Raw genomic sequence first — 25,368 nt, forward strand, 5'->3', positions numbered from 1 at the left:
CGCTCTATACGGCCGCTGAACACGGAACCCGGATAATCAAAATACTAATACTTTAAAGTTTAAAGTTATGTCTCGTATAGGTAGAAGCCCTATCAAGCTGGAAAGCGGTGTTACAGTTACTGTTTCCGCTGCCAATGAAGTAACCGTTAAAGGTCCCAAAGGCGAGCTGAAAAGGGAAGTTGACCGTGATATCAAGGTGGAAATAGTTGATGGTCACATCAACGTAACCCGCCCCACTGATCAGATCCGTCACCGTGCCCTGCACGGTCTGTACCGCGCCCTGATCGCTAACATGGTAAAAGGTGTAACCACTGGCTTTACCAAACAACTGGAACTGGTGGGTGTAGGTTACAAAGCCACACACTCCGGCCAGCTGCTGGACCTGTCACTGGGTTACTCTCACAATATTGTTTTCGAAGTTCCCAAAGAACTGAAGGTGAACACCGTAACTGAAAAAGGTGCTAACCCGAAGATCATGCTGGAAAGCATCGATAAGCAGCTCCTGGGCCAGGTAGCCGCTAAGCTGCGCAGCCTGCGTAAACCCGAACCGTACAAAGGTAAAGGTGTACGCTACAGCGATGAAGTGGTACGTAAGAAAGCCGGTAAATCTGCTGGTAAATAATATTAGTGCGGGGCTATCGTTTGCCGGCTGGTTCCGGCAAACGCTCCTACCGCTTTTTCCCATTCATTTAACGAAGTTCCCGGCAGCATCGGGATCTATAAATACAATATCATGAACAACAAAGTTGTCAACAGACAGAAGATCCGCTATCGCATCCGCAAGAAGGTTTTCGGCACTCCCACGGCTCCCCGTTTGTCCGTATTCCGCAGCAATAGCGACATCTACGCGCAGCTGATCGACGATACCAATGGCGCTACCATTGCGTCTGCCTCCAGCCGTGACAAGGCCCTGAAAGGCATCACCGGTACCAAGTCAGAAAAAGCAAAACAGGTAGGTGCAGCCGTAGCAGCAAAAGCTGTTGCACTGGGCGTTACCAAATGCGTTTTTGACAGAAATGGTTATCTCTACCACGGCCGTGTACAGAACCTGGCAGACGGTGCGAGAGAAGGTGGCCTGCAATTCTAATTTCGTTTTAGAATTACACGCTGATATTAATCTTAAATCTAAAAATCCCGCCAGGGCAAACTGGCCGGGTAATTCTAAAGCATAATTGTAAAAATGGCACAGAATTCATTCAATAAAATCAAAGCCGGCGACCTGGAACTGAAGGAAAAGGTTGTGGCTATCAACAGGGTTACCAAAACCACCAAAGGCGGACGTACGTTCTCTTTCTCTGCCCTGGTAGTAGTAGGTAACGAAGCTGGCGTAGTAGGCCATGGCCTCGGTAAAGCCAAAGAAGTACAGGAAGCTATCACCAAAGGTATCGATGACGCCAAGAAGAACCTGATCAAGGTTCCCGTAATGCACGGTACTATTCCCCACGACCAGCTGGCAAAAGAAGGTGCTGCTAAAGTACTGATCAAACCCGCTGCTCATGGTACTGGCGTAATTGCTGGTGGTTCTATGCGCGCCGTACTGGAAAGCGCCGGTATCACCGACGTACTGGCTAAGTCCCTGGGTTCTGCAAACCCGCACAACGTGGTAAAAGCTACTTTCAAAGCCCTGGGTCTGCTCCGCGAACCTATCGGTGTGGCTAAAACCAGAAGCGTTTCCCTGAAGAAAGTATTTAACGGATAATTTTTAGGCGGTTGACATTGCCCTGCAGTACAAATTTGTATCTTGGGCAAGCTGGCTGACTAATACCAAATATTATACAATGGCAAAGATCAAAGTTACCCAGGTAAAAAGTGGTATCGACCGTCCGGAAAAGCAGAAGCTGACCCTGAAAGCACTGGGCCTGACTAAGCTGAACCGCTCTGTAGAAGTAGAAGCAACTCCCCAGGTACTGGGTATGGTGCGCGCGGTAGACCATCTGGTAAAGGTAGAAGAGGTTAAAGGATAAGATAATTTCCGATTCTGCCCAGAAAGTGTACTTTTACATTAGAAATTAGAAATTTTTAGATTTAACAAGGCGAGCGGGTAATTTCCGCGTAAGTCAAAAAAATTAACAAATGAACCTGCATAATTTAAAGCCTGCTGAAGGCGCAGTACATAAAGCAAAACGTCTTGGTCGTGGTGAAGCATCCGGCAAGGGTGGTACCGCTACCAAGGGTAACAAAGGTGCACAGTCTAACACCGGTTACAAGAGCAAAAGAGGTAATGAAGGTGGCCAGATGCCCATTCAGCGCCGTTTGCCGAAACGTGGTTTCAAGAGCATCGATGGTACTGAATACAAAGTATTTAACCTGGGGCAGCTCGATCACCTGGTAGAAAAATACGGTCTCACAGAATTTACCCTGGAATCGCTGTACATGAACGGCCTCATCAACAAGACTGCGAAAGTTAAGATCCTCGCAACTGGTGAGCTGAAAGGCAAAGTGACCTTGAAAGTGAACGCGATCAGTGAAAAAGCCAAAGCTGCAGTGGAAGCTGCCGGTGGTTCTGTAGAACTGATCTAAGAGATTTACGAGAAGGAGACGCCTACAACCGTAGTGCGTCTTCTCGCCTTTTAATAGCGCTATTAAACCTTTATCTTCCTGTGAAGAAATTTATTGAAACTATTAAGAACATCTGGAGTATAGAAGATCTGCGTAACCGCATTCTCACCACGTTGCTCCTGACCCTGATCTATCGCGCAGGTTCCTATGTCACACTGCCCGGGATTAACCCAAATGCCCTCAACGCACTGAGCGAGTCCGGTAATAAAGGTATCCTTGGCCTGTTCAACATGTTTGCAGGTGGTTCCTTCCTCCGTGCGTCCATCTTTGCACTGGGTATCATGCCCTATATCTCTGCATCGATCGCCATCCAGCTGCTGACCATCGCGGTACCTTATTTCCAGAAACTCCAGAAAGAAGGTGAAAGCGGCCGTAAAAAGATCAACCAGTACACCCGCCTGCTCACGGTAGCCGTAACCGGCGCCCAGGCATTTGCGTATGTAGCCTATATTAGAACGCAGTTCGGCCCGGCTATGCTGGCCGAATACAGCCCGCTCCTGTTTATCATCACCACAACTGTATTACTCACCGCAGGTACCCTCTTCGTGATGTGGCTCGGCGAGAAGATCACTGATAAAGGCATTGGCAACGGTACTTCCATCATCATCATGGTGGGCATTTTGGCCCGTCTGCCGCAGTCTGTCCTGCAGGAAATCACCACCCGCTCCGCGGAAGGCCCCGGTGGCTGGCTGAAATTCCTGGTGGAACTGACCGTATTCGTATTCATCACCATCGGTATGATCCTGCTGGTACAGGGTACCCGCCGTGTTCCGGTGAATTATGCAAAACGTATCGTAGGCAACAAACAATTTGGTGGTGTACGTCAGTTCATCCCCCTGAAAGTAAATGCCGCCGGCGTTATGCCCATCATCTTCGCCCAGGCGATCATGTTCATCCCCGCTACCGTGATCGGTTTTGCTGCTTCCTCTTCCGACAGCGCCTCCGGTTTCATGCGCATATTCAGCGACCATACCAATCCCTGGTATAACCTGATCTACGCACTGCTGGTAATAATATTCACTTACTTCTACACCGCCCTGATGTTCAACCCGAACGAAATGGCGAATGAAATGAAACGTAATAATGGTTTTATCCCCGGTATAAAACCCGGTGAGCCTACCGCCAACTTCATTGGCGCCGTAATGGACCGTATTACCCTGCCGGGTGCATTCTTCCTGGCATTTATCGGTATCCTGCCCGGCCTGGCCGCCGCCACTTCCATGAACACCAGCTTTGCCACCTTCTTTGGTGGTACCTCCCTGTTGATCATGGTGGGTGTTATTCTGGATACCCTGCAGCAGATCGAAAGCCAGCTGCTCATGCGCCACTACGACGGTATGATGAGCACCGGCCGCATCCAGGGCAGAACCTCTACCAATCCCGTAGCGGGCTTCTAGTAAAGCAGGTTTGTAAAGGAATATATAGCCACAAAGGTAAGTTGGGCGCTCTGCGTGCTTTTTCGTACCTTTGTGGCTCTTTTTTACGACCAGACGGTCTCCGCGGCTTCCAGGCTGAAGCCATCCTGGACCGTAAGCGCCAATAAGTTATGATCCACTATAAGACGAAAGAAGAAATAGAGATAATGCGTAAAAGCGCATTGCTGGTAAGTGCCACCCTTGAAGCGGTGGCCAAGGAACTGAAGCCGGGCATGACGACAGACCAGGTGGATACGCTGGTGGGCCAGTTTATCCGGGATAACGGTGCCATCCCCTCTTTTTTAAATTACCAGGGATTTCCTAAAAATAGCTGCATTTCTGTGAACGAGGCCGTGGTGCACGGCATTCCCGGTGCCTACGTGATCAAGGAAGGGGATGTGGTATCGGTAGACGTGGGCGTATTGCTCAACGGCTACCATGGCGACAGCGCCTATACCTTTGCTATGGCCGGCGCCCAGGACTACATCCTGAAGCTGCTGGCGGCCACCAAGACCTCCCTGTACAAGGGCATTGAAAAGGCGGTGGTAGGTAACCGTATTGGGGATATTGCCTATGCCATCCAGGAATATACCGAGAAAGAACGTGGCTATGGCGTGGTTCGCGAGCTGGTAGGCCATGGCCTGGGCAGGAACCTGCATGAAGACCCGCAGGTGCCCAACTATGGTAAGCGCGGCAGTGGCCCCGTGATGAAAGAGGGGCTGGTGATCGCCATTGAGCCGATGATCAACCTGGGCAAAAAGGATGTGGAATACAGCGAAGATGGCTGGACGGTAGTAACCCGCGACGGGAAGGCTTCCGCTCACTTTGAGCACAACATAGCGGTAGGGAAGGGCAAGCCAGATATCCTGTCGTCCTTCACGGGAATTGAGGCGGCAGAGCGGGCCAATCCGGCACTGGCGGTCCTGAACTAGTCAATATTGGCCTGCGATAACGGTAGGGTAGTGGCCGGAAAGGGGCGGAAACAGTAGGTTTTTAACCCGTTTTGGCCGGAAAGGTGCGCTGGGATAGAATTATTTCAGGAAATTTTTCTAAATACAAAGTTATTCGCTATCTTTGCAGTCCTAAAAATTTTTATGGCAAAACAGGCATTGATCAAACAGGATGGAATTATTCTCGAAGCCTTGTCTAACGCGATGTTCCGCGTGAAGCTGGAAAACGGGCATGAAATCCTGGCCACCATTTCTGGAAAAATGAGGATGCACTACATCCGTATTTTGCCGGGCGACAAAGTGGGGGTGGAAATGAGCCCTTACGATTTGAGCCGCGGCCGCATTATTTTCAGGTATAAGTAATAGCATTGGATCTGCCTTCATTAGGCTCCATTATAATAAAACAAACAACATTTTAAAATAATCACCCATGAAGGTAAGAGCTGCAATTAAGAAAAGAAGCGCTGATTGCAAAATCGTTCGCAGAAAAGGCGTTCTCTTGGTAATCAACAAGAAAAATCCCCGTTTTAAACAACGCCAGGGATAATAACTGAAAAAGCGGAATTCGGAAGCAGCACAGGTTTGTCGCAAAGATCTTCTGACTTCCGGGGAGCTTTAAATATAATAAATCTAAAATAGCAATATGGCACGTATAGCCGGTATAGATCTTCCTAAAAATAAAAGAGGGGAAATTGGCCTCACCTATATCTTCGGTATTGGCAGCAGCACTGCCAAGTACATCCTGGGTAAAGCAGGCATTGATGTGAACAAAAAGGTAAAGGACTGGAACGATGAGGACCAGGCTGCGATCCGTAACATCATCAATGCTGAATTCAAGGTAGAAGGTCAGTTGCGTTCTGAGGTACAGATGAATATCAAGCGTCTGCTGGATATTGCCTGCTACCGTGGCCTCCGTCACAGGAAAGGTCTGCCGGTAAGAGGTCAGCGTACCCGTACAAACAGCCGCACCCGCAAAGGTAAACGTAAGACCGTTGCAGGTAAGAAGAAGGCCACCAAGAAATAGTAGTCAAATAGTATTTCAAAGGTCTGAGATCCCTTGTTCCAAATCCGGGATTTCATGCGTTGAACGAACGGTTTTCGGGATTTGGAATTTCATATTTTGGAATTTAAAAGTATTATGGCAAAAGCAAATAACAGCAAAGCTCCTGCTAAAAAAAGAGTTGTTAAGGTTGACAACTACGGAGATGTACATATCTCAGCTAGCTTCAATAACATCATTGTAAGCATCACCAATAAACAGGGTCAGGTTATCTCCTGGTCTTCTGCCGGTAAAATGGGTTTCAAGGGTTCCAAGAAGAACACGCCCTACGCTGCACAGCTGGCCGCCAGCGATGCCGCTAAAGTTGCCATTGACGCTGGTCTGAAAAGAGCAGACGTATTTGTAAAAGGCCCCGGTGCCGGCCGCGAAAGCGCGATCCGTGCCATCGCAGGTTCCGGTATCGAAGTAACCCTGATCAAGGACGTTACGCCCCTGCCGCACAATGGCTGCCGTCCTCCCAAGAAACGTCGCGTATAGTTTTCGGATATTATTCGGTTTCCAGTACCTGGTTTTTAAAATAAATTGGGTATTGGAAACTGTAATTTTGTATATTTCAAAACGGGTGCACGATCAGGTTTTACAGATTTTTTGAAGAGCGTGCATCATCACTAAAAAATCTATTCAAATTTAAACATGGCAAGGTATACAGGTCCCAAGACCAAGATCTCCAGAATCTTCGGTGAGCCCATTCTCGGTAATGGCAAGTATTTAGGTAAGAACAGCAACCCTCCCGGTCAGCACGGTGCTACCCGTAAGCGTAAACAGCTCGGTGAATACGCCCTGCAGCTAAGAGAGAAACAGAAAGCAAAGTACACCTATGGTTTGCTGGAAAAGCAATTCCGCAACCTGTTTGACGAAGCAAACCGTCGTAAAGGTGTAACCGGTGAAGTATTGATCAAATTGCTGGAAGCGCGCCTGGACAACACCGTATTCCGCATGGGTATCGCTCCGAGCCGTCCTGCTGCCCGTCAGCTGGTGTCTCACAAGCATGTTACAGTAAATGGCGCGGTAGTAAATACCCCGTCTTACCAGCTGAAACCCGGTGACGTGATCTCCCTGAAAGGTAAAACTGCAAACAATACTGCCCTGACCAGCGTTATCCGTGGTAAGAATCCGAAGTTCAGCTGGCTGGATTGGAATGAGAAAGAACTGAAAGGTATCTTCATTTCCTATCCGGAGCGTGAAGCAGTTCCCGAGAACATCAAGGAACAACTGATCGTAGAGTTGTACTCTAAATAATCTGACGATAATTTATTGGTCATTTGCTACAGGCCTGTGGTATTTAACACAGGCCTGTGGCGGGTGGCCAATAAGTCATTATAGTAGCAAATCAATAATCACTCAAAAACTATCATATCAATGGCAATTTTAAATTTCCAGAAGCCTGATAAGATCGTATTGCAGAAGTCAACCGACTTTGAAGCCCAATTCGAATTCCGTCCTTTAGAGCCAGGGTATGGTGTGACAATCGGTAACGCATTGCGCCGCGTATTGCTGTCTTCTCTGGAAGGCTATGCCATTGTGGGAATAAAGATTGAAGGAGCTGACCACGAATTCGCTACCCTGAAAGGTGTTACCGAAGACGTGACCGAGATCATCCTGAACCTGAAACAGGTTCGCTTCAAGAAGATCACGGATGCAGACGTTCAGCAGAACGAGAAGATCCAGCTTTCCATCAAAGGTAAGACCGAGTTCCGCGCTGATATGATCGAAAAAGCAACCAGCACTTTCCAGGTAATGAACCCTGAACTGCTGATCTGCACCCTCGATCCTTCCGCGAAACTAGACATTGAACTGACCATCAGCCGTGGCCGTGGTTATGTACCCGCAGAAGAAAACCGTCCGAAAGACGCCGTTTTCGGTTACATCGCGATCGACTCTGTATTTACGCCTATCAAGAACGTAAAGTACAGCATTGAGAACACCCGTGTGGAACAGAAGACCGACTACGAGAAGCTGATCATGGATGTTATCACTGATGGCACCATCCACCCGGAAGAAGCAGTAAAACAGGCTTCCCGTATCCTGATCCAACACCTGATGATCATCACCGATGAGAACATCAGCTTCGATACCAAGGATACCGAGAAGGAAGATGTAGTGGACGAACAGACCCTGCAGCTGCGCAAGATCCTGAAAACTCCGCTGGAAGACCTGGACCTGAGCGTACGCGCCTTCAACTGCCTGAAAGCCGCCAAGATCAACTCCCTGAGCGAACTGGTACAGTACGAACAGGAAGAACTGATGAAGTTCCGCAACTTCGGTCAGAAATCCCTCAGCGAAATCGAACAGGTGCTCAATGAAAGAGGCCTGCACTTCGGTATGGACCTGTCCAAACTGAAGCTGGAAGAAGAATAGTTTATGTCAATCGGAAGCAGTTAGCAACAGCCACTGCTTCCGATTTTTTTATTTATAACAAGTACCCCGTAATTCCTGACACGGTACGGGGGAATCAAATCACAATGTCATGCGTCACGGTAACAAATTAAACCGCCTTAGCAGAACTTCTGCCCACCGTAAAGCCTTAATGAGCAACCTGGCTTGCGAACTGATCAGCCACAAGCGTATCACCACCACCCTGGCTAAAGCCAAGGCCCTGCGTGTATACATTGAGCCCATGCTGACCAGAGCTAAAGTAGACTCTACCCACAACCGTAGAATCATCTTCAGCTACCTGCAGGACAAAGAAGCCATCAAGGAAATCTTTGGTGTGATCAGCGAAAAGATTGCTAGCCGTCCTGGTGGTTACACCCGTATCATCAAGCTGGGTAAACGTATTGGCGATGCCGCAGAAACCGCGCTGATCGAACTGGTAGACTTCAACGAAGTATACGGTAAAGAAGCTGCTGCCGCTGCTGCTCCCGCTAAGAAGACCCGCCGCGCCGGTGGTGCCAAGAAAAAAAGTGAAGAAGCTGCCGCTGAAGCTGCTGCTCCTGCTACCGAAGAGAAAGCAGGCGAATAAGCTAAAATTTATTCCTTCTCATAAAGGGCAAAGCATACAGCTTTGCCCTTTTTTTTATAATATCGCATTAATAAATCCGATATATATCAAAATACCCCCTGTGCCATGAACTACCTGAAATGCGATAGTTGCAAGCAATATAACCTGCTGACTTCTGAGTACCTGGTGTTCTGTAACCACTGCAGCAAAAAACTCAGTAACAATTTTGCCGACTGGAAAGCCCGCTACCCCCAGTGCGATTTTGCCCAGTTTACCGAGCGGATAGCCATTTCCGCAGCGCAGATAGCCAGCAGCCGCCCCCTGATGGAGCGGTTGAAGACCGGCGCCAAACAGCGCTGGGTAAAGCACCGGCGACAGCTGGTCATGACCAGCTTTTTGCTCCTGGCCATGATCGCCATCACCGGTTCTATTTTCGGGAAACGGCTGGTATTTAACCTGTTCTATCCCAAGGTGGCCAAGGAGTGGCAGTACATGTCCTGGCAGGAGACTACCATCGGGCGGCAGCCCATCACCCTCAGCACGCCTGCGAAGCTGCGGGTGCACGATACCCCGTTGCCCCCGGAGCTCCGGGAATCCGTGACCTACAGCAAGAGCTACACCAACGACAATAACAGCGGCATGGACATTTCCGTGCATCTTTATACGTACAAGAACAGTGTGATCAACAGCCTGGAGGCCATGGCCAATAACCCGGTAGATCCACTGAGCCAGCTGAAACAGCAGGACGATATTACCCACCTTACCGCCCGGGCGCAAAAGGTGTCTGTGTCTGACCTGGCCGGCTGCCTGGAAGAGGGTACCTACCATTATAAAGGCGCCATCACCCTGGCTTACCGGCACCTGATCCTTATCCGGGAGCAGGACATGTGGCAGGTAAACCTGGTGTTCCGGGCAGACGATGAGGCCGCCAGTGCAGTGGCAGAAAGGGTGCTCCGTTCCATCCATATCCAGTAACGAACAATTTAACTGAGAAATTCCGCTGCTTTTTTTGTACCTTTGCCCGGTTTTTTATCCGAACCTTCAGGGAGTTGTTAGCCGACTACCTGAAGGTTTTTTTCAAAGTAAAAACAGCAGATCACTAACGATGCCGAACGCAAGAAACATCCAGCCAGCCATGCTTCTCCTTGAAGATGGTACTGTTTTTAAAGGAAAAGCTTTTGGTAAGATCGGGACCGCCTCCGGTGAACTTTGTTTCAACACAGGCATGACCGGCTACCAGGAAGTTTTTACCGATCCGTCCTACAAAGGACAGGTTTTGATTATGAATAATTGCTACACCGGCAATTACGGAACAAAAGCAGCGGATGTAGAAAGCCCCGACGTTAAGATCAGTGGATTGATCTGTAAGAACATTGCTTATAACTACTCCCGTCTGCAGGCCGACCAGTCGCTGGAACAGTTCCTGTTGCAGAACAATGTAGTGACCATTTACGACGTGGATACCCGCGCGCTGGTAACGCATATCCGCAGCAAGGGCGCTATGAACTGCATTATCTCTTCCGAGATCCTGGATGAGGCGGAACTGAAGGCCGAACTGGCCAAGGTGCCCTCCATGGAAGGCCTGGCCCTTTGCGCGGAAGTTTCTACCAAAGAGGCTTATAACGTAGGTAATCCCGAGGCCCCTATCCGCATTGCGGTGATGGACAATGGTGTGAAACGCAATATGCTGAAATGCCTGAGCGAAAAAGGTGCTTACCTGAAGGTGTTCCCCACGGATACGCCGTTTGAAGTAGCCGAGGAATTTAAGCCCCACGCATATTTCGTGTCTAACGGTCCCGGCGATCCGGCCCCGCTGACCTACGCCATTGACACGGTGAAAAAGATCCTGGCGGCGGGGCGCCCCATGTTCGGCATTTGCCTGGGCCACCAGTTGCTGGCGCTGGCAAACGGTATGAGCACTTATAAAATGCACCACGGCCACCGCGGCCTGAACCACCCGGTGAAGAACCTGCAGACCGGCCTGTGCGAAATCACCACCCAGAACCACGGTTTTGCCGTAGATCCCGCCACCCTGGCCCAGAACGACCAGGTGGAAGTGACCCACGTTAACCTGAACGATGAATCTATCGAGGGTATCCGTGTAAAGAACAAGCCGGCATTTTCCGTGCAGTACCACCCCGAGAGCACCCCGGGCCCGCACGATAGCCGCTACCTGTTTGACGATTTCTTTAAGATGATCAAAGCACATCATAAGATGGCGTGATAACGTAAACGTATAAACGAAAGAGGCATCCCTTTGGGGGGGCCTTTTTTGTTTAGGAGAGCCAGGAGGGATGGGGGCTTAAGTCTTAGGTCTTAAGTCTTAGGTCTTAGGTCCTAGGTCTTAGGTATTTTGTATAAATAAGTGGGGAAGTAATGGGCTGGCAGCGGCTGGATACCTTGCCGGTGCTGGTTTAAAGAACAATGAAAAACGGTCCTGAGGAGTCAGGACCGTTGTTATTTTATTCCACGTTATAAAAACGGTAGACGGTATGCTTGTAAACAGCAGTACTATCGCCGCTTTATGTGGCGCAATATTAGTGAAAAAGCATGAGCTTTTGCGTGATAACCTTTATTAAGGAGGTGAAAATAATACTGAAAGCATACCGGAAAGCCGCATGGGGCGCGGGAGAGGAACGGTATTATCTAAACGAAAACGTTTTCGCAGTCTTCAGAAAACGTGAAAGGGATTGAGGTAAGGACAAAAAAATACGGCTCCGCGATCGGAGCCGTTTGCCTTTATAAATTCCACGTTATGAAAAACTGATACAAAAATAAGGTATTATGCTAAAACGTTTTAGTTAAAGTCTGTATTTTTTTAAATGTTGATGTTTCCTTAACATATATAACATCAACCCAGGTCCCAAAGTTCACACCAAAAACGTTCGTGATAAAATAAAGCAGGTTAAATATTTGCTAAGACTTTCTCACATTACCTTTTCGCAAGCTTCAAGTTTTTTTCCTCCTTGATTCGTTGCTAGAACAAATTTAAAAATAAAAATTGAATTTTTATAGCCTCAGTGCGTAAAAAATGCAGTTTTTGTTGCAGAAAATAAATATAAAATTATTTATAATATATTATTGGATCGTTTTAGCCGGATATTGGGCCACTGCCTGTTTCAAACATTGCATGGCGGCGGTGATATCTTCCGTATTCAGCACATAGGCCAGGCGCACTTCCTGTTGCCCAAGGCCGGGAGTGGCGTAGAAGCCGGTGGCGGGAGCCAGCATTACTGTCTGGTCTTCCCAGGAGAACGACTCCAGCAACCATTGGCAGAACTTGTCTGCATTGTCAATAGGCAGTTTGGCAATTGCGTAGAAAGCGCCGCCGGGATTGGGGCAGAAAGCGCCAGGGATGTCATTGATCAACTTCACCAGCAGGTCGCGGCGGTGCTGGTATTCAGCTTTGATCCCGTCAAAATAATCAGCCGGCAGATCTACGGCTGCTTCACCGGCTATCTGGGCAAAACTGGGCGGGCTGAGACGGGCCTGGGCCAGTTTCATAGCGGCATCCAGCACGGCCTGGTTCCGGGTCACAAAGGCGCCAATGCGGCCACCACACGCGCTGTAACGCTTGGAAATAGTGTCCATCACCACCACGTTGTTTTCCATGCCTTCCAGGTTCAGGGCGGAGAAAGGTGCGCCGTTGTAAGAGAACTCGCGGTAAGCCTCATCACTGAAGAGGAAAAGACCATGTTTCAGGCATATTTTAGACAGCGTCTCCAGTTCTTCCTGGCTGTATACATACCCGGTAGGATTGTTAGGATTGCAAATTACTATGGCTTTGGTGCGCGGGGTGATCTGGGCTTCAAACTGCGCCAGGTCCGGCAGGGCGAAACCGTTGTCAATATTGGCGGTAACGGCTTTCACCACTACGCCTGCTTCCGCCGCAAAACCATTGTAGTTGGCATAAAAAGGCTCGGGGATGATCACTTCATCACCGGCATCCAGGCAAGCGAGGAAGCCAAAGAGGATGGCTTCAGAACCACCGGTGGTAACAATGATCTGGTTGTGATCCAGTTCCACGCCAAAGCGTTGGTAATAGGTTACCAGCTTGCGGCGGTAGCTTTCATTGCCGGCGCTGTGGCTGTACTCCAGGATCTTGAAATCAGAGTGCCTTACTGCATCCAGTACCGGTTTGGGTGTTTCAATGTCCGGCTGGCCGATGTTGAGGTGATATACTTTCACGCCTCTTTTTTTGGCAGCTTCTGCATACGGTACCAGTTTACGGATCGGGGAGGCGGGCATTTGCCGGCCGCGCTGGCTGATGGTTGGTGTCATGTGACGTTTTGGTTTGGATTGCAAAAGTAAGGTAATCGTATGAAAGGCCTGATGCCTGCCGCACCGGGGATCCTGGCCGCCAGGCCACCCTTCGCATACGGGCATAAAAAAAGCCCCGCAGCGCAGTGCTGCAGGGCTTATATCTTGAAGTCAGTTTATGAGACTTAGTGGCTTGCAGCAGGAGCAGGAGTTGCCGCAGGTGCTGTAACCTCGCCGCTCAGGTGCAGTTCCTTATCCTGGTCCAGCCCTTTAAATTTAACCCAGATGGTCTTGTTCTGCTGGCCTACACCGTTAGCGGAGTAAGAAGCAGTGATCTTACCGGTTTTGCCGGGCAGTACAGGCTCAGTAGTCCATTTAGGAGTGGTGCAACCGCAAGATGCACGGGCAGCTTCTACCAGTACGGGTTGTTTGGAGATGTTGGTAAATTCATAGTCAACCGTAACGGGTTTGTTCAGCACGGTTTTACCGAAGTTGATGCTTTCAGTTTTGAACTTTACCAGGGCATCAGCGCCGGTAGCAGGAGTAGCGGGCGCCTGGGCCATAGCCGCGGTGGCTACCAGTGCAGAAGCAAACAGGGATAAGAGTAACTTTTTCATATACTAGAAAGGGTTTTTAGACGATTGGTTAAAAAAAATGTTTATTTGCTTTCGTTTAAACAAAATTACAGCCAATAACTGTGAAAGGAGTTGTAAATTATTAAAATCCTATTAAAAAAAATAAATTATTTGGATGGCCTGAATTTCAGGCATTTTACCGCTGAGTAAATTAACCTTACTTTTGTGTTTTAAGTGAATTTTAAGCGCCAGGCATGAATACTGAAACTACTAAGAATATGGAAAGCCGGTTGTCGTTTGAAGAGTTCAGGAGAGAGGTGTTGCGCGACTACCAACTGATTTGCGAAAGCAGGGAGATAAGCCTGCTGGGCCGACGCGAAGTGCTTACGGGCAAAGCTAAATTCGGCATCTTTGGTGATGGTAAAGAACTGGCCCAGGTGGCCATGTCAAAATATTTTATGCCAGGCGATTTCCGCTCGGGCTATTACCGCGACCAGACCTTTGCCTTTGCAACAGGCATGGCTACCGCGGAACAATTCTTTTCACAATTATATGCGGACCCGGACCTGGCCAATGACCCGTTCTCCGCGGGCCGCCAGATGAACAGCCACTTTGCTACGCCTAACCTGGGCAGCGATGGACAATGGCTGGACCTTACCGCACAGAAAAATACGGCAGCTGACCTGTCGCCTACCGCTGCGCAAATGCCGCGGTCACTGGGCCTGGCCTTTGCCTCTAAATTATTCCGCGAAGTAGAATCCCTGCAGGGCTATACCCATCTTTCCAAAAAAGGCAACGAGATCTGCTTTGCCACCATTGGCGATGCTTCTACCTCTGAAGGCCATTTTTGGGAAACCATGAATGCCGCCGGTGTACTGCAGGTGCCCCTGGCTGTGTTTGTATGGGATGATGGCTACGGAATTTCTGTGCCGCGTAAATATCAAACCACGAAGGGCTCTATCAGCGCTGCTTTGGAAGGTTTCCGCAAAACGGAGAACTCTAACGGTTTTGACATTTATAATGTAAAGGGATGGGACTATGCCGGCATGTGCGAAGTGTTTGAAGCCGCTATCCGCAAGATCCGTGAAACCCACGTCCCTGCACTGTTTCACGTAGAGGAGCTTACGCAACCCCAAGGCCACTCCACCAGCGGATCGCACGAGCGGTACAAGAGCAAGGAGCGCATGGCCTGGGAGAAGGAATTTGACTGCAATCACAAGATGCGTCAATGGATACTGGAGAATGCACTGTCTGATGAGCTGACACTGAAAGAAATTGAAGTGAAGGCAAAGACGGCCGCCCTGGATGCCCGTAAGGCTGCCTGGGACAAATATGCCGCGCCTATAAAACAACAGGTACAGCAAAGCCTGGAGCTGCTGCAGGCCATCGTTACAGAAGGCCAGGGCGATGTGGCTTTTGTGAGCAAGACCATGCAGGAACTGCAGAACAACCGTGAGCCCCTGCGCCGTGACATCCTGAAAGGGCTGAGCCACGTACTGCTGCGTTACCGCCAGGTGGAAAGCCCGGCAGTAACGGCTTTGAAGGCATTCCTGGATGAGACCAACGCAAAGGAAAAGATAAATTACAATAGCCTCCTGCATGCTACCGGTGCTAACTCGGTGCACAATGTGCCCGTGGTACCCGCAGTGTTTGAAGGCGAACCGGTGACGCTGAATGGTTATGAAGTGATCAATCACTACTTTGACCAGTTGCTGGAGAACAATCCCAGGGTATTTGCCTTTGGGGAAGATGTGGGCAAGATAGGGGATGTGAACCAGGGCTTTGCCGGCCTGCAACAAAAGCACGGCAAGCAACGGGTCTTTGATACCGGCATCCGGGAGCTTACCATTATGGGACAAGGTATAGGCATGGCTTTGCGCGGGCTGCGGCCTATTGCGGAGATCCAGTACCTGGACTACCTGCTGTATGGCCTGGAGCCGCTGAGCGATGATGTAGCAAGCCTGCAATACCGCACTGCGGGCATTATGCACTGCCCCATCATTGTGCGCACCCGCGGCCACCGGCTGGAAGGCGTATGGCACTCCGGCTCTCCGATGGGCATGGCTATTAATGCACTCCGCGGTTTCAATATCTGCGTGCCGCGCAACCTTACACAGGCTGCCGGTATGTATAATACGTTGCTGATTGCCAATGAACCGGCATTAGTGATAGAGCCCCTGAACGGCTACCGCCTGAAGGAACAGCTGCCCAGCAACCTGGGAACCTTTACGGTGCCGATGGGCGTGCCCGAAGTGGTGAAAGCCGGTACAGACATCACGATCGTTTCTTACGGTTCTACCCTGCGCCTGGTGGAAGAAGCGGCGGTGACACTGGAAGAATTTGGGGTGCATGCAGAGATCATCGATGTGCAGACGTTGCTGCCCTTTGACATACATCACCGTATTGTGGAGTCACTGAAGAAAACAAACCGCATCCTGTTTGTAGATGAAGACGTACCCGGTGGTGGTACGGCCTTTATGTTCCAGCAGGTGATGGAAGCCCAGCAGGGATACCGCTGGCTGGATGTAGCCCCCCGCACACTGAGTGCACAGGCGCACCGCCCGGCTTACGGCTCCGATGGGGATTACTTCTCCAAGCCGAACGTGGAGGACATTATCCGCGTGGTAATGGAGATGGTAGCGGAATAGTGATATTGATCATAATATTTTTAAGAACGCAGGACAGTAATGTTCCTGCGTTTTTTTTTGTGCCGTGCTGCAAATAAAAAGCTCCGGCTGTAAAAACAGCCAGAGCTGTACTGGATGTAAAACCAACTAGTTAAAAATGAAATTTCGCTCCAAAAGTAACACTCCAACCTGTTTAACGCGCGCTGAAAACCCTCATTAACACGTAGTTCACTAAAAAACAGCAGAAACGGCCCTGAAACCTGCCGTGGTAAAGGGGTTGCGTAATATTTGTGACAATAAGACCATTTGTAGCGGGCTCTTGTGGATGAACAAAATGAACAGCGGGAAAGGGTGTGACTAAAGTGCTTTTTAGGTGTATAGTAGATGTGGGTATTTTAGTGCGTTGCAATTTGGGAAGCAATACACTATGAAAACATGACGGCAGACGCGCGCCGTTCAAATTGTTTAACCGCCATACCCTATTTTTTTTCTAATCTAAACAGCTCCTAAGTATGAAAGCAGGAATTCTTCTGGTAGAAGACGATCATTTCTTTGCGAAAGTCTTGAAGCGCTACCTGGAAAAAGCCGACTATGAGGTTATCTATTGTGAGAACGGGGAGAGAGGTTTGGAGACCTTTCAGCAGCGCCCGTTTGATGCCTGTTTGCTCGATGTATTAATGCCTGGTAAAGATGGTTTTTCGCTGGCCCGGGAGATCCGGGAGAGAGACGATCATGTGCCTCTTTTTTTTATTTCCAGCCGTTTTATGGAAGAAGACAAACTGACGGGCTTCCGCTCCGGTGCGGATGGCTACCTGGGAAAGCCATTCAATTTTGAGGAACTGGCCCTGCGCATCCGGGTATTCCTGAAGCGCGCCCGCCTGCAGCCCAGCCGGCGCCTGCTTTACAATATTGGCACACTCACCTTTGATTATACAGAATTAAAGATCATGCACCCGGAATCCGGCAGTTGCGTGTGCTTACCGCCTAAAGAAGCGGAGCTGCTGAAATACCTGTGCGAGAACGCCAACAGGAAAATCAAGCGGGAAAACATCCTGATGCATGTGTGGGGCGTGGATGACTTCTTTGTGGGGCGCAGTATGGATGTGTACATGACACGGTTGCGCAAACACTTCCGCGTAGACCCTACCGTGAAGCTGGAAACCATGCATGGGCAGGGGTTCCGCTTTTCTTTCGACAACAAGGCCCGGCCTTCTTACGTTACAGCCGCTTTACATAATTAATTTTTTCGGACTATACTGTTGATGAGTTGCAGGCGCCTCCCGGGAAACGGGGGCGTTTTGCGTTTGGGGAAGGGGGGACGGATGGTGGAGATATGATGTTGTAATAAAAAACGTCCCGCGGCTTTTGGGCTGCGGGACGTTTCTATAATGAGATTTAAAGAAGACTATTTCAGGTTGTAGAACACCTGCTGTACGTCTTCGTCCTGTTCCAGGCGGTCTACCAGTTCCAGTACTTCCTTGGCCTGCTCTTCCGGCAGTTCCACGGTGTTCTGGGGGAGGCGTTTCAGCTCTGAGCTGATCACGGTGATACCTTTATCTTCCAGGGCTTTGCTCATGTTGCCAAATTCGTTGAAGGCCACGCGGATAATGATGTTACCTTCGCTGTCTTCCCCAATTTCTTCCAGGCCAAAGTCGATCAGTTCCAGTTCCAGGTCGTCCAGGTTCTGGCCGTCGTTCTTTACTTTGAACTCACCCACGCGGTTGAACATAAAGGCTACGGAGCCGCTGTTGCCCAGGGTGCCGCCCTGTTTGTTAAAGTGCATGCGCACGTTGGCTACGGTGCGGGTGGGATTGTCCGTGGCAGTTTCCACCATCACGGCAATACCGTGGGGGGCATACCCTTCATATACAACTTCTTCGTAATCGGTTTTGTCTTTGCCCATAGCGCGCTTGATAGCGGCTTCCACGCGGTCTTTCGGCATATTCACCGCCTTGGCGTTTTGTATGCAGCGACGGAGGGCGGGGTTGTTGTCGGGATCAGGGCCGGCAGCTTTTACTGCCATCGCGATTTCCTTCCCTACACGGGTGAATTGCTTAGCCATGCGATCCCAGCGGGCAAACATGGTGTGCTTTCTAACTTCGAATATCCTTCCCATTGTAAATTAAATTAAAATATGGCCTGAAGGGCCGTTTGTGGCCTTGTTCCGGCAACGCAAAAGTAAAGCGTTTCCGGCAAAAGCTAAAAACAAAAACGCTCCCGTGCAGCGGCACAGGAGCGTTTTTTATGAGGAATGCGGTTATTGCATTTTGCGTACACGGCTGTTCCTGATGCCGTAACCAAAGTAGATAAAAAGGCCGAGCACCAGCCATACTGCCAGACGGGTCCAGTTTTCCCAGTTCAGGCCATAGATCATGGCTGCACAAACCAGTACTCCCAGGATGGGCACTACCGGTACCAGCGGCGTTCTGAAGGAACGGGGCAGGTCCGGGTTGGTCTTGCGCATTACAATGATACCAATGCACACCAGGATGAAGGCGAACAGGGTGCCAATGCTGGTCATGTCGCCTACGATAGATTCCGGCAGGAAGGCCGCAAACAGGGATACGAATGCGAAGAACAGCCACTGGGATTTATAAGGCGTACGGTATTTCGGGTGCAGTTTGGCAAACACCGGGGGCACCAGGCCGTCATTAGCCATGGAATAGAACACGCGGGTTTGACCCAGGAGCATCACCAGGATCACGGAGGAGAAGCCGGCCAGGATGGCAATCGTCACAAAGAGGGACAGCCATTCGTAGTGGGGCATGTAGTGATCAATGGCGTATGCTACGGAAGCCTCGCTACCAGATTTCAGGAAGTCCTGGTAAGGTGCTACGCCGGTGAGTACGTGGGAGAAGAGAATGTATAACACGGTGCACACCAGCAGGGATACCAGGATACCGATGGGCATAGCCGTTTTCGGGTTCTTGGTTTCCTGGGCGGCGGTGGATACAGCGTCAAAACCGATAAAGGCGAAGAATACGATGCCCGCACCAGCCAAAACACCGCCCCAGCCGTGGTTTGTAAACTGGGAGAAGTCGATGATGCGCCCGTCATTCAATGTTACGGGGGCTGCATCGGCAGGGATCAGGTAAGGCGTGTGGTTAGCCGGATTGATGAACTGCCAGCCCAGCGCGATGAACAATATTACGATGCTCACCTTCACGATCACGATGACGGCATTTACCGTAGCGGATTGCTGTACACCGCGGATAAGCAGGAAGGTAAGGAGAAGGAGAATGAATACAGCAGGAAGGTTCATGATACCACGTTCACCCAGGTCTGATACCTGGAGGGGGGAGTGGGACCATTCATAAGGTATCCTGAAGTGGAAGAGGGCCTCACATAGTTTATTCAGGTATTCCGACCAGGAAATAGCCACCGTGGCGGCGCCCAGGGCGTATTCCAATACCAGGTCCCAGCCAATGATCCAGGCCACAAATTCGCCCAGGGTAGCATAGGAATAAGTGTAAGCGCTTCCGGCGATCGGGATCATGGAAGCAAATTCTGCGTAGCAAAGACCGGCAAATGCGCAACCGATGGCCGCAATAATAAAGGAGATGGTAACGCCAGAGCCCGCGTGACCGCCGGCTGCTGATGCAGTTCTAACGAACAAACCGGCTCCAATGATGGCACCGATGCCGAGCGCAACGAGTGATGCAGCGCTGAGGGTTCGTTTTAGTCCTTTTTCAGAATTATCAGCTTCAGACAATAGTACACTGAGTGGCTTTCTCACAAAAAGTTTGGCCATAACGATCGTTGTGGTTGATTTAGATTAATGATGCAGATTTAGGTTGCTAAGCAGTTTGAGATCGCCAAATATAATGCGGAAACATCAAATTGCGGCAACTGGTTTTATTTTTTGAAGGCTGGACGGCGATTTTAGCGGGATAAATGTATTTTTGGGCAACTTTTTCAACAGTTGGCCTTCATTTTTTGTACTGGAACCAGGAAATATTGAAACAAAAAGAGCCTACTCGCCATTTTAACAACAAAATACTTGCATGAAGCGCCCGAACAGGCTTACCTTATTCATCTTTGGAGCAATGTTGCTCGGCGTTTTAACAGGCTTTCTCGTCCGCGCCGTTTATATCACCTTCCCGGCAAACCCGGCCAGGCCGCTGCCACCCACTATTATTGCATTTTCCGATAATATTTCCCTGCTTACAGACATGTTCCTGCTGATGATCAAAATGATCATCGCGCCGCTCGTGTTCTCTACCCTTGTGGTAGGGGTGGCTAAACTGGGCGACCTGAAAGCGGTGGGCCGCATCGGTGGCAAAACGATGCTATGGTTTGTCAGTGCGAGTCTTGTTTCTTTGTTCCTGGGCATGGTGCTGGTAAACCTGCTGAAACCGGGCCTGTCCCTGAACCTGCCTTTACCGGATGCCCATGCAAATACGGGCGTGGAAGGACAGACCATTTCCCTGAAAGGATTTATCCATCACCTCATCCCGCATAGTATTGTGGATGCGATGGCCACGAATGAAATACTGCAGATCGTGGTATTTGCGTTGTTCTTTGGGGTGGGGGCGGCGGCCATCGGTGAGCAGGCAGCCCCGGTGATCAAGCTGCTGGATAGTGTAGCGCATATCATGCTGAAGGTAACGGGCTACGTGATGAACTTTGCCCCGCTGGCGGTGTTTGGCGCCCTGGCATCGGTGATCGCCACGCAGGGTTTGTCTGTGTTATATGTGTACCTGAAGTTTATCGGGCAGTTTTACCTGGGCCTGGCGGCGTTGTGGATGGTGATTGCTTTTGCAGGGGCCCTGGTATTGCGGAATGCGACCGGTCCTCTGCTCAAACGTATTGTGAGCCCGGTACTGATGGCATTTGGCACTGCCAGCAGCGAGGCTGCATACCCGGCCACCATGGAGCAGCTGGAGGAGTTTGGCTGCGATAAAAGAATTGTAAGTTTTGTACTGCCCCTGGGTTATTCTTTTAACCTGGACGGGTCCATGATGTATATGACCTTTGCCAGCTTGTTCATTGCCCAGGCTTACGGTATCACGCTTTCCTTTGATAAGCAGGTGACCATGCTACTGGTGCTCATGCTTACCAGTAAAGGAATTGCCGGCGTGCCCCGGGCCTCGCTGGTGGTGATAGCGGGCACTTTGCCCATGTTTCACATCCCGGAAGGGGGGCTGGTACTGCTGCTGGCCATCGACCACCTGCTGGATATGGGCCGCTCTGCCACCAATGTGGTGGGCAATGCCGTTGCGGCGGCCGTGGTTTCCAAATGGGAAGGCGCGCTGGATATGCAGGCGGCTTTACGGAACGCTCATAAAATAAAACAAGGCTAATTTTTACATTAGCGGATTACGAATACTATTTTTGCGCGGTAGCTGCCAGAAACTATTTATATCTAATGCAATGCATCAAATTGTAGAGTTATTTAAGGAATTGATTAACCCCGAGTGGATCATTAACCACGGTGGATTTTACCTCGTAATCCTGATCATCTTTGCAGAAACCGGCCTCTTTGTAGGCTTCTTCCTGCCGGGCGATTCCCTGCTGTTCGTTACCGGTGTGTACAGCTCCCTGATCAGTGATAGCCTGGGTGGCATGCCCCTCATCGTGATCATGCTGCTCATTGCCATAGCCGGTGTGGCCGGCAACTATGTAGGCTATTGGTTTGGCCGTAAATCCGGCCCGCTCCTGTTTAGCCGCAAGGACACCTTCTTCTTTAAGAAAAAACACCTGTACCAGGCCCGGGAATTTTTTGAAAAACATGGTGGTGGCGCCATCTTCCTGGCCCGCTTCCTGCCCATTGTGCGTACATTTGCGCCCATCGTGGCGGGTATTGTGCAAATGGAGCGCAAACGCTTCATGATGTTCAATGTGCTGGGTTCCTTTGCCTGGGTATTTTCGATGATCCTGGCAGGCTATTACCTGGACAAAAGCTTCCCCACGCTGAAAAACCACCTGGACATTATCATCGTGCTGCTCGTTCTCATCACCACCTTGCCGGTGATCATCAAGTTCGTGTTTGGCAAAACCAAGACCCCGCCCGGCAATCCTTCCTGACCTTCCAAAGTTTTTCATAACTGCACGCCGCTCCGGTACCATGGGGCGGCGTTTTTTTATGCGTCTTAACTACAACTATTAACAAATAACGATTATCTTTCACCTCATTCCATGTTACATCTCTTCAAATACCTTTAAAACCTCCGAAACTATGTCGTCGTCTCCGCAAAAGGGGCCATCCATTTTCAGCCTGGCCGTGATTGTGGCCTCCCTGGGTTACTTTGTAGATATTTATGACCTGTTGCTGTTTACCATTGTGCGGGTGCCTTCGCTGAAGTCACTGGGGCTTGCACAGGATAGTATTGATAACGGCATTGGCCTGCTGCTCATCAATGTGCAGATGGCCGGCCTGCTGCTGGGGGGCATTCTCTGGGGCGTGGTAGGGGATAAGCGGGGCCGTCTCAGTGTATTATTTGGTTCCATTTTGCTGTACTCCATCGCCAATATCGCCAACGGCTTTGTGACCACTACCAACGGCTACCTGCTCTGGCGCTTCGTGGCAGGCCTGGGCCTGGCCGGTGAGCTGGGCGCAGGCATTACCCTGGTATCAGAGATCCTGCCTAAGGAAAAACGCGGCTATGGTACAATGATCGTGGCCACGGTAGGGGTGAGCGGCGCAGTGGCGGCCAATTTCATTTACAAATTTGCGGACAACTTTAAACTGCTGGAGGCCTGGCGGGTGTGCTACTTCATCGGAGGCGCACTGGGCCTGGGTTTGCTGGTATTGCGCGTAAGCGTAATGGAATCAGGGATGTATGCGGCGGTAAAGGCCAGTGATGCCAGGAAGGGGAGTTTCCTGGCCCTGTTCACCAATGGCAGGCGTTTCCTGAAATACCTGCAATGCGTGTTCCTGGGCACTCCCACCTGGTTTGTGGTGGGCATCCTCATGGCCTTCTCCAATAAATTCGGGGTGGAGCTGCATGTGCAAACGCCCATCAATCCTGGCGATGCCGTGGCTTTCTGTTATACCGGCCTGGTAATAGGTGACTTTGCCAGCGGCTACATCAGCCAGTTGTGGCGGAGCCGCAAGAAGGTCATGATCCTGTTCCTCTGCCTTACCGCCATCTGCTCCGGTGTGTACCTGAATTTAAACGGCGTAACGGCCACTACGTTCTACACAATGTGCTTTCTTTCCGGTATCAGCGTTGGGTTCTGGGCCATCTTTGTGACCATTGGTGCGGAGAGTTTTGGTACCAACCTGCGTGCTACGGTGGCTACTACGGTGCCCAACTTTGCGCGGGGTATGCTGCTGCTCATCACGGCCTTGTTCAAAGGCCTGCAGGGGAGCCACTCCTATGTGCAAAGTGGCGCTATTGTGGCCTGCATTACCATAGGAGTAGCGCTGGTAGCGGCTTTCACTATACCGGAAACGTTTGGGAAAGACCTGGATTATACGGAAGACATCTAGGGAAATTTCCAGGCCTCAATTTCCAAATTTCAAGGAAATTCCAAGGGCCGGAAACCCATTTCCCGAAAATAACAAAGCCCAATTTTCATATCCGGGGGGATTGAAAATTGGGCTTTTATAATTTATACCTGCCCCGTTTGAAACAGGGAATTGAAACCTAAGCCGGGTAACTTCCCAGGAATTTGTCCAGCAATTTATTAAGCTGCTGTATTTCTTTCTCGGAAAGGGTCGCTGTCATATCGTCCTGCAGCTCATCGATCTCTGCGTCGATGGCTTCCAGGAGCTCCAGGCCTTTCTGGGTGATGATCACATCCACGGCGCGGCGGTCGGAGGGACAGCTTTTACGGTCTACCAGCTCTGCTTTGCGCAGGCGCTCCACCAGGCGGGATACATCGCTCATCTTATCCAGCATGCGGTCTTTCAGCAGGTTGATATTGGCGGTGCCAGGGTATTGGCCACGGAGGATGCGCAGGATATTGAACTGCTGCATCGTAATGTCGAAACGCTTGAAAAACTGCTGGTGTTTTGAAACGATCCAGTTTCCGACGAAGATAAGGCCGACCATACCCTTGTGGTACTCACTCCTGAAATTACTTTGCGAAATCAATTTCTCAATATTTGACATATCCGGTAAAAATAAATTATACTCAAACCAAAGGGGCGCAGAAGGCTAAGGTTGTGTTTCCAAACATCAATATGTCTATAAAATTACATCATTTTAGTCAGTTCAGAACATAAGGATGGCGGTGAATGCCACCGCCATCCTATCCTAACCTATGATTCTTACACTTATGCTATCGTGTCAATTATTTGCCCTGAACAAATTCCAGTGTGAGGGTCACGTTCACGATCTTATCTACCACCATACCACCGGTTTCGGTAGCAGCGCTCCATTTCAGATCGTAATCAAAACGGTTAATGGTAGTGGTGGCTTTGAAGCCAGCGCGGTTGTTGCCCCAGGGATCTTTAACAGAACCACCGTAGGTAACATCGAACTTGGCTTTCTTGGTAACACCCTTGATGGTAAGATCGCCTTCCAGTACATATTTGTTACCGCTTACTTTCTTGAAAGAAGTGCTCTTGAAAGTCATGCTGGGATATTTGGCAGCGTCAAAGAAATCAGCAGATTTCAGGTGACCATCACGTTTTTCGTCATCGGTGTTTACGCTGTTCACGTCTACGCTTACTGCGATCTGTGCGTCGGTGAAGTCGGGCTTAGCGGAAATGAGCGTACCATCAAATTTGTTGAAACGGCCTTCTACGGAGGAGATCACCAGGTGGGTAACATCAAATTTCACGGCGGAGTGAGTGCCATCCAGTTTCCAGGTGTTAGTCTGTGCGAAGAGTGCCAGGGGCGCCAGGGCCAATAAAGTAAATAACAATTTTTTCATGGAGTGTATGTTTTTAATAACGAGGGCAAAGATAAATGAATTTAAGTGTTATAACACCTATTTTTTATTTTCTGTGACGATTATTTTACAAAGCCGGGAGGCGGGTGATGGGACAAAACCGGGTGAAAAACAGGTGAAATGCAGGCTGGATGGAG

General features: G+C 49.9%; 27 protein-coding genes. 21 read left to right on the plus strand and 6 right to left on the minus strand.

The window, feature by feature from the left end; genetic code table 11:
- The first annotated feature begins 67 nt into the window (after positions 1-67).
- From rplF to carA, 16 genes are all read left to right on the plus strand, one after another.
- Positions 68-622, plus strand: coding sequence for a 50S ribosomal protein L6 (gene rplF / locus DCC81_RS11030; protein ID WP_108686691.1), 555 nt, complete (start codon positions 68-70; stop codon positions 620-622).
- 111 nt (positions 623-733) lie between these two features.
- Positions 734-1,087, plus strand: coding sequence for a 50S ribosomal protein L18 (gene rplR / locus DCC81_RS11035; RefSeq protein ID WP_205686316.1), 354 nt, complete (start codon positions 734-736; stop codon positions 1,085-1,087).
- Positions 1,088-1,180: 93 nt separating this feature from the next.
- Positions 1,181-1,699 carry a 30S ribosomal protein S5 gene (rpsE, locus tag DCC81_RS11040; RefSeq protein WP_108686693.1) on the plus strand — a complete coding sequence of 173 codons (519 nt, stop codon included), beginning with the start codon at positions 1,181-1,183 and terminating at the stop codon, positions 1,697-1,699.
- A 79-nt stretch (positions 1,700-1,778) separates the two neighbouring features.
- Positions 1,779-1,964, plus strand: coding sequence for a 50S ribosomal protein L30 (gene rpmD / locus DCC81_RS11045; RefSeq protein ID WP_108686694.1), 186 nt, complete (start codon positions 1,779-1,781; stop codon positions 1,962-1,964).
- Positions 1,965-2,073: 109 nt separating this feature from the next.
- Positions 2,074-2,520, plus strand: coding sequence for a 50S ribosomal protein L15 (gene rplO / locus DCC81_RS11050; protein ID WP_108686695.1), 447 nt, complete (start codon positions 2,074-2,076; stop codon positions 2,518-2,520).
- Positions 2,521-2,600: 80 nt separating this feature from the next.
- Entirely contained in the window at positions 2,601-3,956 is a 1,356-nt protein-coding gene (gene secY / locus DCC81_RS11055; RefSeq protein WP_108686696.1) for a preprotein translocase subunit SecY, read from the plus strand.
- A gap of 149 nt (positions 3,957-4,105) precedes the next feature.
- Positions 4,106-4,906 (plus strand): type I methionyl aminopeptidase, encoded by an 801-nt coding sequence (map, locus tag DCC81_RS11060; protein WP_108686697.1) that lies wholly within the window; start codon positions 4,106-4,108, stop codon positions 4,904-4,906.
- A 162-nt stretch (positions 4,907-5,068) separates the two neighbouring features.
- Complete coding sequence (infA, locus tag DCC81_RS11065) at positions 5,069-5,287, plus strand: translation initiation factor IF-1 (protein ID WP_012789309.1); 219 nt, start codon at positions 5,069-5,071, stop codon at positions 5,285-5,287.
- Between the two features lie 67 nt (positions 5,288-5,354).
- Positions 5,355-5,471: a 50S ribosomal protein L36 gene (gene rpmJ, locus DCC81_RS11070; RefSeq protein ID WP_073083232.1), complete on the plus strand. Its 117-nt coding sequence runs from the start codon at positions 5,355-5,357 to the stop codon at positions 5,469-5,471.
- A gap of 96 nt (positions 5,472-5,567) precedes the next feature.
- Positions 5,568-5,948, plus strand: coding sequence for a 30S ribosomal protein S13 (gene rpsM, locus DCC81_RS11075; protein WP_108686698.1), 381 nt, complete (start codon positions 5,568-5,570; stop codon positions 5,946-5,948).
- Between the two features lie 114 nt (positions 5,949-6,062).
- Positions 6,063-6,461 carry a 30S ribosomal protein S11 gene (gene rpsK, locus DCC81_RS11080; protein ID WP_089708944.1) on the plus strand — a complete coding sequence of 133 codons (399 nt, stop codon included), beginning with the start codon at positions 6,063-6,065 and terminating at the stop codon, positions 6,459-6,461.
- Between the two features lie 156 nt (positions 6,462-6,617).
- Positions 6,618-7,223 carry a 30S ribosomal protein S4 gene (gene rpsD, locus DCC81_RS11085; RefSeq protein ID WP_108686699.1) on the plus strand — a complete coding sequence of 202 codons (606 nt, stop codon included), beginning with the start codon at positions 6,618-6,620 and terminating at the stop codon, positions 7,221-7,223.
- Positions 7,224-7,343: 120 nt separating this feature from the next.
- Positions 7,344-8,342, plus strand: a complete 999-nt coding sequence (locus DCC81_RS11090) for a DNA-directed RNA polymerase subunit alpha (RefSeq protein WP_108686700.1) — start codon at positions 7,344-7,346, stop codon at positions 8,340-8,342.
- Between the two features lie 109 nt (positions 8,343-8,451).
- On the plus strand, positions 8,452-8,946 hold the full coding sequence (gene rplQ / locus DCC81_RS11095) for a 50S ribosomal protein L17 (RefSeq protein WP_108686701.1): 495 nt from the start codon (positions 8,452-8,454) through the stop codon (positions 8,944-8,946).
- A 105-nt stretch (positions 8,947-9,051) separates the two neighbouring features.
- On the plus strand, positions 9,052-9,900 hold the full coding sequence (locus DCC81_RS11100) for a hypothetical protein (RefSeq protein WP_108686702.1): 849 nt from the start codon (positions 9,052-9,054) through the stop codon (positions 9,898-9,900).
- A gap of 130 nt (positions 9,901-10,030) precedes the next feature.
- Positions 10,031-11,149, plus strand: coding sequence for a glutamine-hydrolyzing carbamoyl-phosphate synthase small subunit (carA, locus tag DCC81_RS11105; RefSeq protein ID WP_108686703.1), 1,119 nt, complete (start codon positions 10,031-10,033; stop codon positions 11,147-11,149).
- An 854-nt stretch (positions 11,150-12,003) separates the two neighbouring features.
- On the opposite strand, the gene DCC81_RS11110 is transcribed toward carA, so the two are convergent.
- On the minus strand, positions 12,004-13,206 hold the full coding sequence (locus DCC81_RS11110) for a pyridoxal phosphate-dependent aminotransferase (protein ID WP_108686704.1): 1,203 nt from the start codon (positions 13,204-13,206) through the stop codon (positions 12,004-12,006).
- A 164-nt stretch (positions 13,207-13,370) separates the two neighbouring features.
- Positions 13,371-13,802 carry a DUF1573 domain-containing protein gene (locus DCC81_RS11115; protein WP_108686705.1) on the minus strand — a complete coding sequence of 144 codons (432 nt, stop codon included), beginning with the start codon at positions 13,800-13,802 and terminating at the stop codon, positions 13,371-13,373.
- Between the two features lie 212 nt (positions 13,803-14,014).
- On the opposite strand from DCC81_RS11115, the gene DCC81_RS11120 reads away from it, so the two are divergent.
- Both DCC81_RS11120 and DCC81_RS11125 read left to right on the plus strand, forming a co-directional pair.
- Complete coding sequence (locus tag DCC81_RS11120) at positions 14,015-16,408, plus strand: alpha-ketoacid dehydrogenase subunit alpha/beta (RefSeq protein ID WP_108686706.1); 2,394 nt, start codon at positions 14,015-14,017, stop codon at positions 16,406-16,408.
- A 491-nt stretch (positions 16,409-16,899) separates the two neighbouring features.
- Positions 16,900-17,628, plus strand: coding sequence for a response regulator transcription factor (locus DCC81_RS11125; protein ID WP_108686707.1), 729 nt, complete (start codon positions 16,900-16,902; stop codon positions 17,626-17,628).
- Positions 17,629-17,792: 164 nt separating this feature from the next.
- Here the strand turns inward: DCC81_RS11125 and DCC81_RS11130 are convergent, their stop codons facing one another.
- Together DCC81_RS11130 and DCC81_RS11135 are read right to left on the minus strand one after the other, a co-directional pair.
- Positions 17,793-18,503: a YebC/PmpR family DNA-binding transcriptional regulator gene (locus DCC81_RS11130; protein WP_108686708.1), complete on the minus strand. Its 711-nt coding sequence runs from the start codon at positions 18,501-18,503 to the stop codon at positions 17,793-17,795.
- Positions 18,504-18,644: 141 nt separating this feature from the next.
- Positions 18,645-20,138: an amino acid permease gene (locus tag DCC81_RS11135; RefSeq protein WP_108686709.1), complete on the minus strand. Its 1,494-nt coding sequence runs from the start codon at positions 20,136-20,138 to the stop codon at positions 18,645-18,647.
- Positions 20,139-20,391: 253 nt separating this feature from the next.
- Between DCC81_RS11135 and DCC81_RS11140 the strand changes: the two genes are divergently transcribed.
- The 3 genes from DCC81_RS11140 (at position 20,392) to DCC81_RS11150 (ending at position 23,822) form a co-directional block, all read left to right on the plus strand.
- Positions 20,392-21,690 carry a dicarboxylate/amino acid:cation symporter gene (locus tag DCC81_RS11140; RefSeq protein WP_108686710.1) on the plus strand — a complete coding sequence of 433 codons (1,299 nt, stop codon included), beginning with the start codon at positions 20,392-20,394 and terminating at the stop codon, positions 21,688-21,690.
- Positions 21,691-21,760: 70 nt separating this feature from the next.
- Positions 21,761-22,414 carry a DedA family protein gene (locus DCC81_RS11145; protein ID WP_108686711.1) on the plus strand — a complete coding sequence of 218 codons (654 nt, stop codon included), beginning with the start codon at positions 21,761-21,763 and terminating at the stop codon, positions 22,412-22,414.
- 151 nt (positions 22,415-22,565) lie between these two features.
- On the plus strand, positions 22,566-23,822 hold the full coding sequence (locus DCC81_RS11150; protein ID WP_108686712.1) for an MFS transporter: 1,257 nt from the start codon (positions 22,566-22,568) through the stop codon (positions 23,820-23,822).
- A 157-nt stretch (positions 23,823-23,979) separates the two neighbouring features.
- Here DCC81_RS11150 and DCC81_RS11155 read toward each other — a convergent pair whose 3' ends face one another.
- A complete protein-coding gene (locus DCC81_RS11155) occupies positions 23,980-24,387 on the minus strand; it encodes a MarR family winged helix-turn-helix transcriptional regulator (RefSeq protein WP_240612967.1) in 408 nt (135 codons plus the stop codon).
- A gap of 241 nt (positions 24,388-24,628) precedes the next feature.
- On the minus strand, positions 24,629-25,213 hold the full coding sequence (locus tag DCC81_RS11160) for a YceI family protein (RefSeq protein WP_108686714.1): 585 nt from the start codon (positions 25,211-25,213) through the stop codon (positions 24,629-24,631).
- Between the last annotated feature and the right edge of the window lie 155 nt (positions 25,214-25,368).

It is taken from the genome of Chitinophaga parva (genome assembly GCF_003071345.1).
GTDB lineage: Bacteria > Bacteroidota > Bacteroidia > Chitinophagales > Chitinophagaceae > Chitinophaga > Chitinophaga parva.

Excerpts from the sequence above, each read along its gene's own strand:
- rplF (WP_108686691.1), top strand. The coding sequence starts at position 68 with ATGTCTCGTATAGGTAGAAGCCCTATCAAGCTGGAAAGCGGTGTTACA.
- rplR (WP_205686316.1), top strand. The coding sequence starts at position 734 with ATGAACAACAAAGTTGTCAACAGACAGAAGATCCGCTATCGCATCCGC.
- rpsE (WP_108686693.1), top strand. The coding sequence starts at position 1,181 with ATGGCACAGAATTCATTCAATAAAATCAAAGCCGGCGACCTGGAACTG.
- rpmD (WP_108686694.1), top strand. The coding sequence starts at position 1,779 with ATGGCAAAGATCAAAGTTACCCAGGTAAAAAGTGGTATCGACCGTCCG.
- rplO (WP_108686695.1), top strand. The coding sequence starts at position 2,074 with ATGAACCTGCATAATTTAAAGCCTGCTGAAGGCGCAGTACATAAAGCA.
- map (WP_108686697.1), top strand. The coding sequence starts at position 4,106 with ATGATCCACTATAAGACGAAAGAAGAAATAGAGATAATGCGTAAAAGC.
- infA (WP_012789309.1), top strand. The coding sequence starts at position 5,069 with ATGGCAAAACAGGCATTGATCAAACAGGATGGAATTATTCTCGAAGCC.
- rpmJ (WP_073083232.1), top strand. The coding sequence starts at position 5,355 with ATGAAGGTAAGAGCTGCAATTAAGAAAAGAAGCGCTGATTGCAAAATC.
- rpsM (WP_108686698.1), top strand. The coding sequence starts at position 5,568 with ATGGCACGTATAGCCGGTATAGATCTTCCTAAAAATAAAAGAGGGGAA.
- rpsK (WP_089708944.1), top strand. The coding sequence starts at position 6,063 with ATGGCAAAAGCAAATAACAGCAAAGCTCCTGCTAAAAAAAGAGTTGTT.
- rpsD (WP_108686699.1), top strand. The coding sequence starts at position 6,618 with ATGGCAAGGTATACAGGTCCCAAGACCAAGATCTCCAGAATCTTCGGT.
- DCC81_RS11090 (WP_108686700.1), top strand. The coding sequence starts at position 7,344 with ATGGCAATTTTAAATTTCCAGAAGCCTGATAAGATCGTATTGCAGAAG.
- rplQ (WP_108686701.1), top strand. The coding sequence starts at position 8,452 with ATGCGTCACGGTAACAAATTAAACCGCCTTAGCAGAACTTCTGCCCAC.
- DCC81_RS11100 (WP_108686702.1), top strand. The coding sequence starts at position 9,052 with ATGAACTACCTGAAATGCGATAGTTGCAAGCAATATAACCTGCTGACT.
- carA (WP_108686703.1), top strand. The coding sequence starts at position 10,031 with ATGCCGAACGCAAGAAACATCCAGCCAGCCATGCTTCTCCTTGAAGAT.
- DCC81_RS11110 (WP_108686704.1), bottom strand. The coding sequence starts at position 13,206 with ATGACACCAACCATCAGCCAGCGCGGCCGGCAAATGCCCGCCTCCCCG.
- DCC81_RS11115 (WP_108686705.1), bottom strand. The coding sequence starts at position 13,802 with ATGAAAAAGTTACTCTTATCCCTGTTTGCTTCTGCACTGGTAGCCACC.
- DCC81_RS11120 (WP_108686706.1), top strand. The coding sequence starts at position 14,015 with ATGAATACTGAAACTACTAAGAATATGGAAAGCCGGTTGTCGTTTGAA.
- DCC81_RS11125 (WP_108686707.1), top strand. The coding sequence starts at position 16,900 with ATGAAAGCAGGAATTCTTCTGGTAGAAGACGATCATTTCTTTGCGAAA.
- DCC81_RS11130 (WP_108686708.1), bottom strand. The coding sequence starts at position 18,503 with ATGGGAAGGATATTCGAAGTTAGAAAGCACACCATGTTTGCCCGCTGG.
- DCC81_RS11135 (WP_108686709.1), bottom strand. The coding sequence starts at position 20,138 with ATGGCCAAACTTTTTGTGAGAAAGCCACTCAGTGTACTATTGTCTGAA.
- DCC81_RS11140 (WP_108686710.1), top strand. The coding sequence starts at position 20,392 with ATGAAGCGCCCGAACAGGCTTACCTTATTCATCTTTGGAGCAATGTTG.
- DCC81_RS11145 (WP_108686711.1), top strand. The coding sequence starts at position 21,761 with ATGCATCAAATTGTAGAGTTATTTAAGGAATTGATTAACCCCGAGTGG.
- DCC81_RS11150 (WP_108686712.1), top strand. The coding sequence starts at position 22,566 with ATGTCGTCGTCTCCGCAAAAGGGGCCATCCATTTTCAGCCTGGCCGTG.
- DCC81_RS11155 (WP_240612967.1), bottom strand. The coding sequence starts at position 24,387 with ATGGTCGGCCTTATCTTCGTCGGAAACTGGATCGTTTCAAAACACCAG.
- DCC81_RS11160 (WP_108686714.1), bottom strand. The coding sequence starts at position 25,213 with ATGAAAAAATTGTTATTTACTTTATTGGCCCTGGCGCCCCTGGCACTC.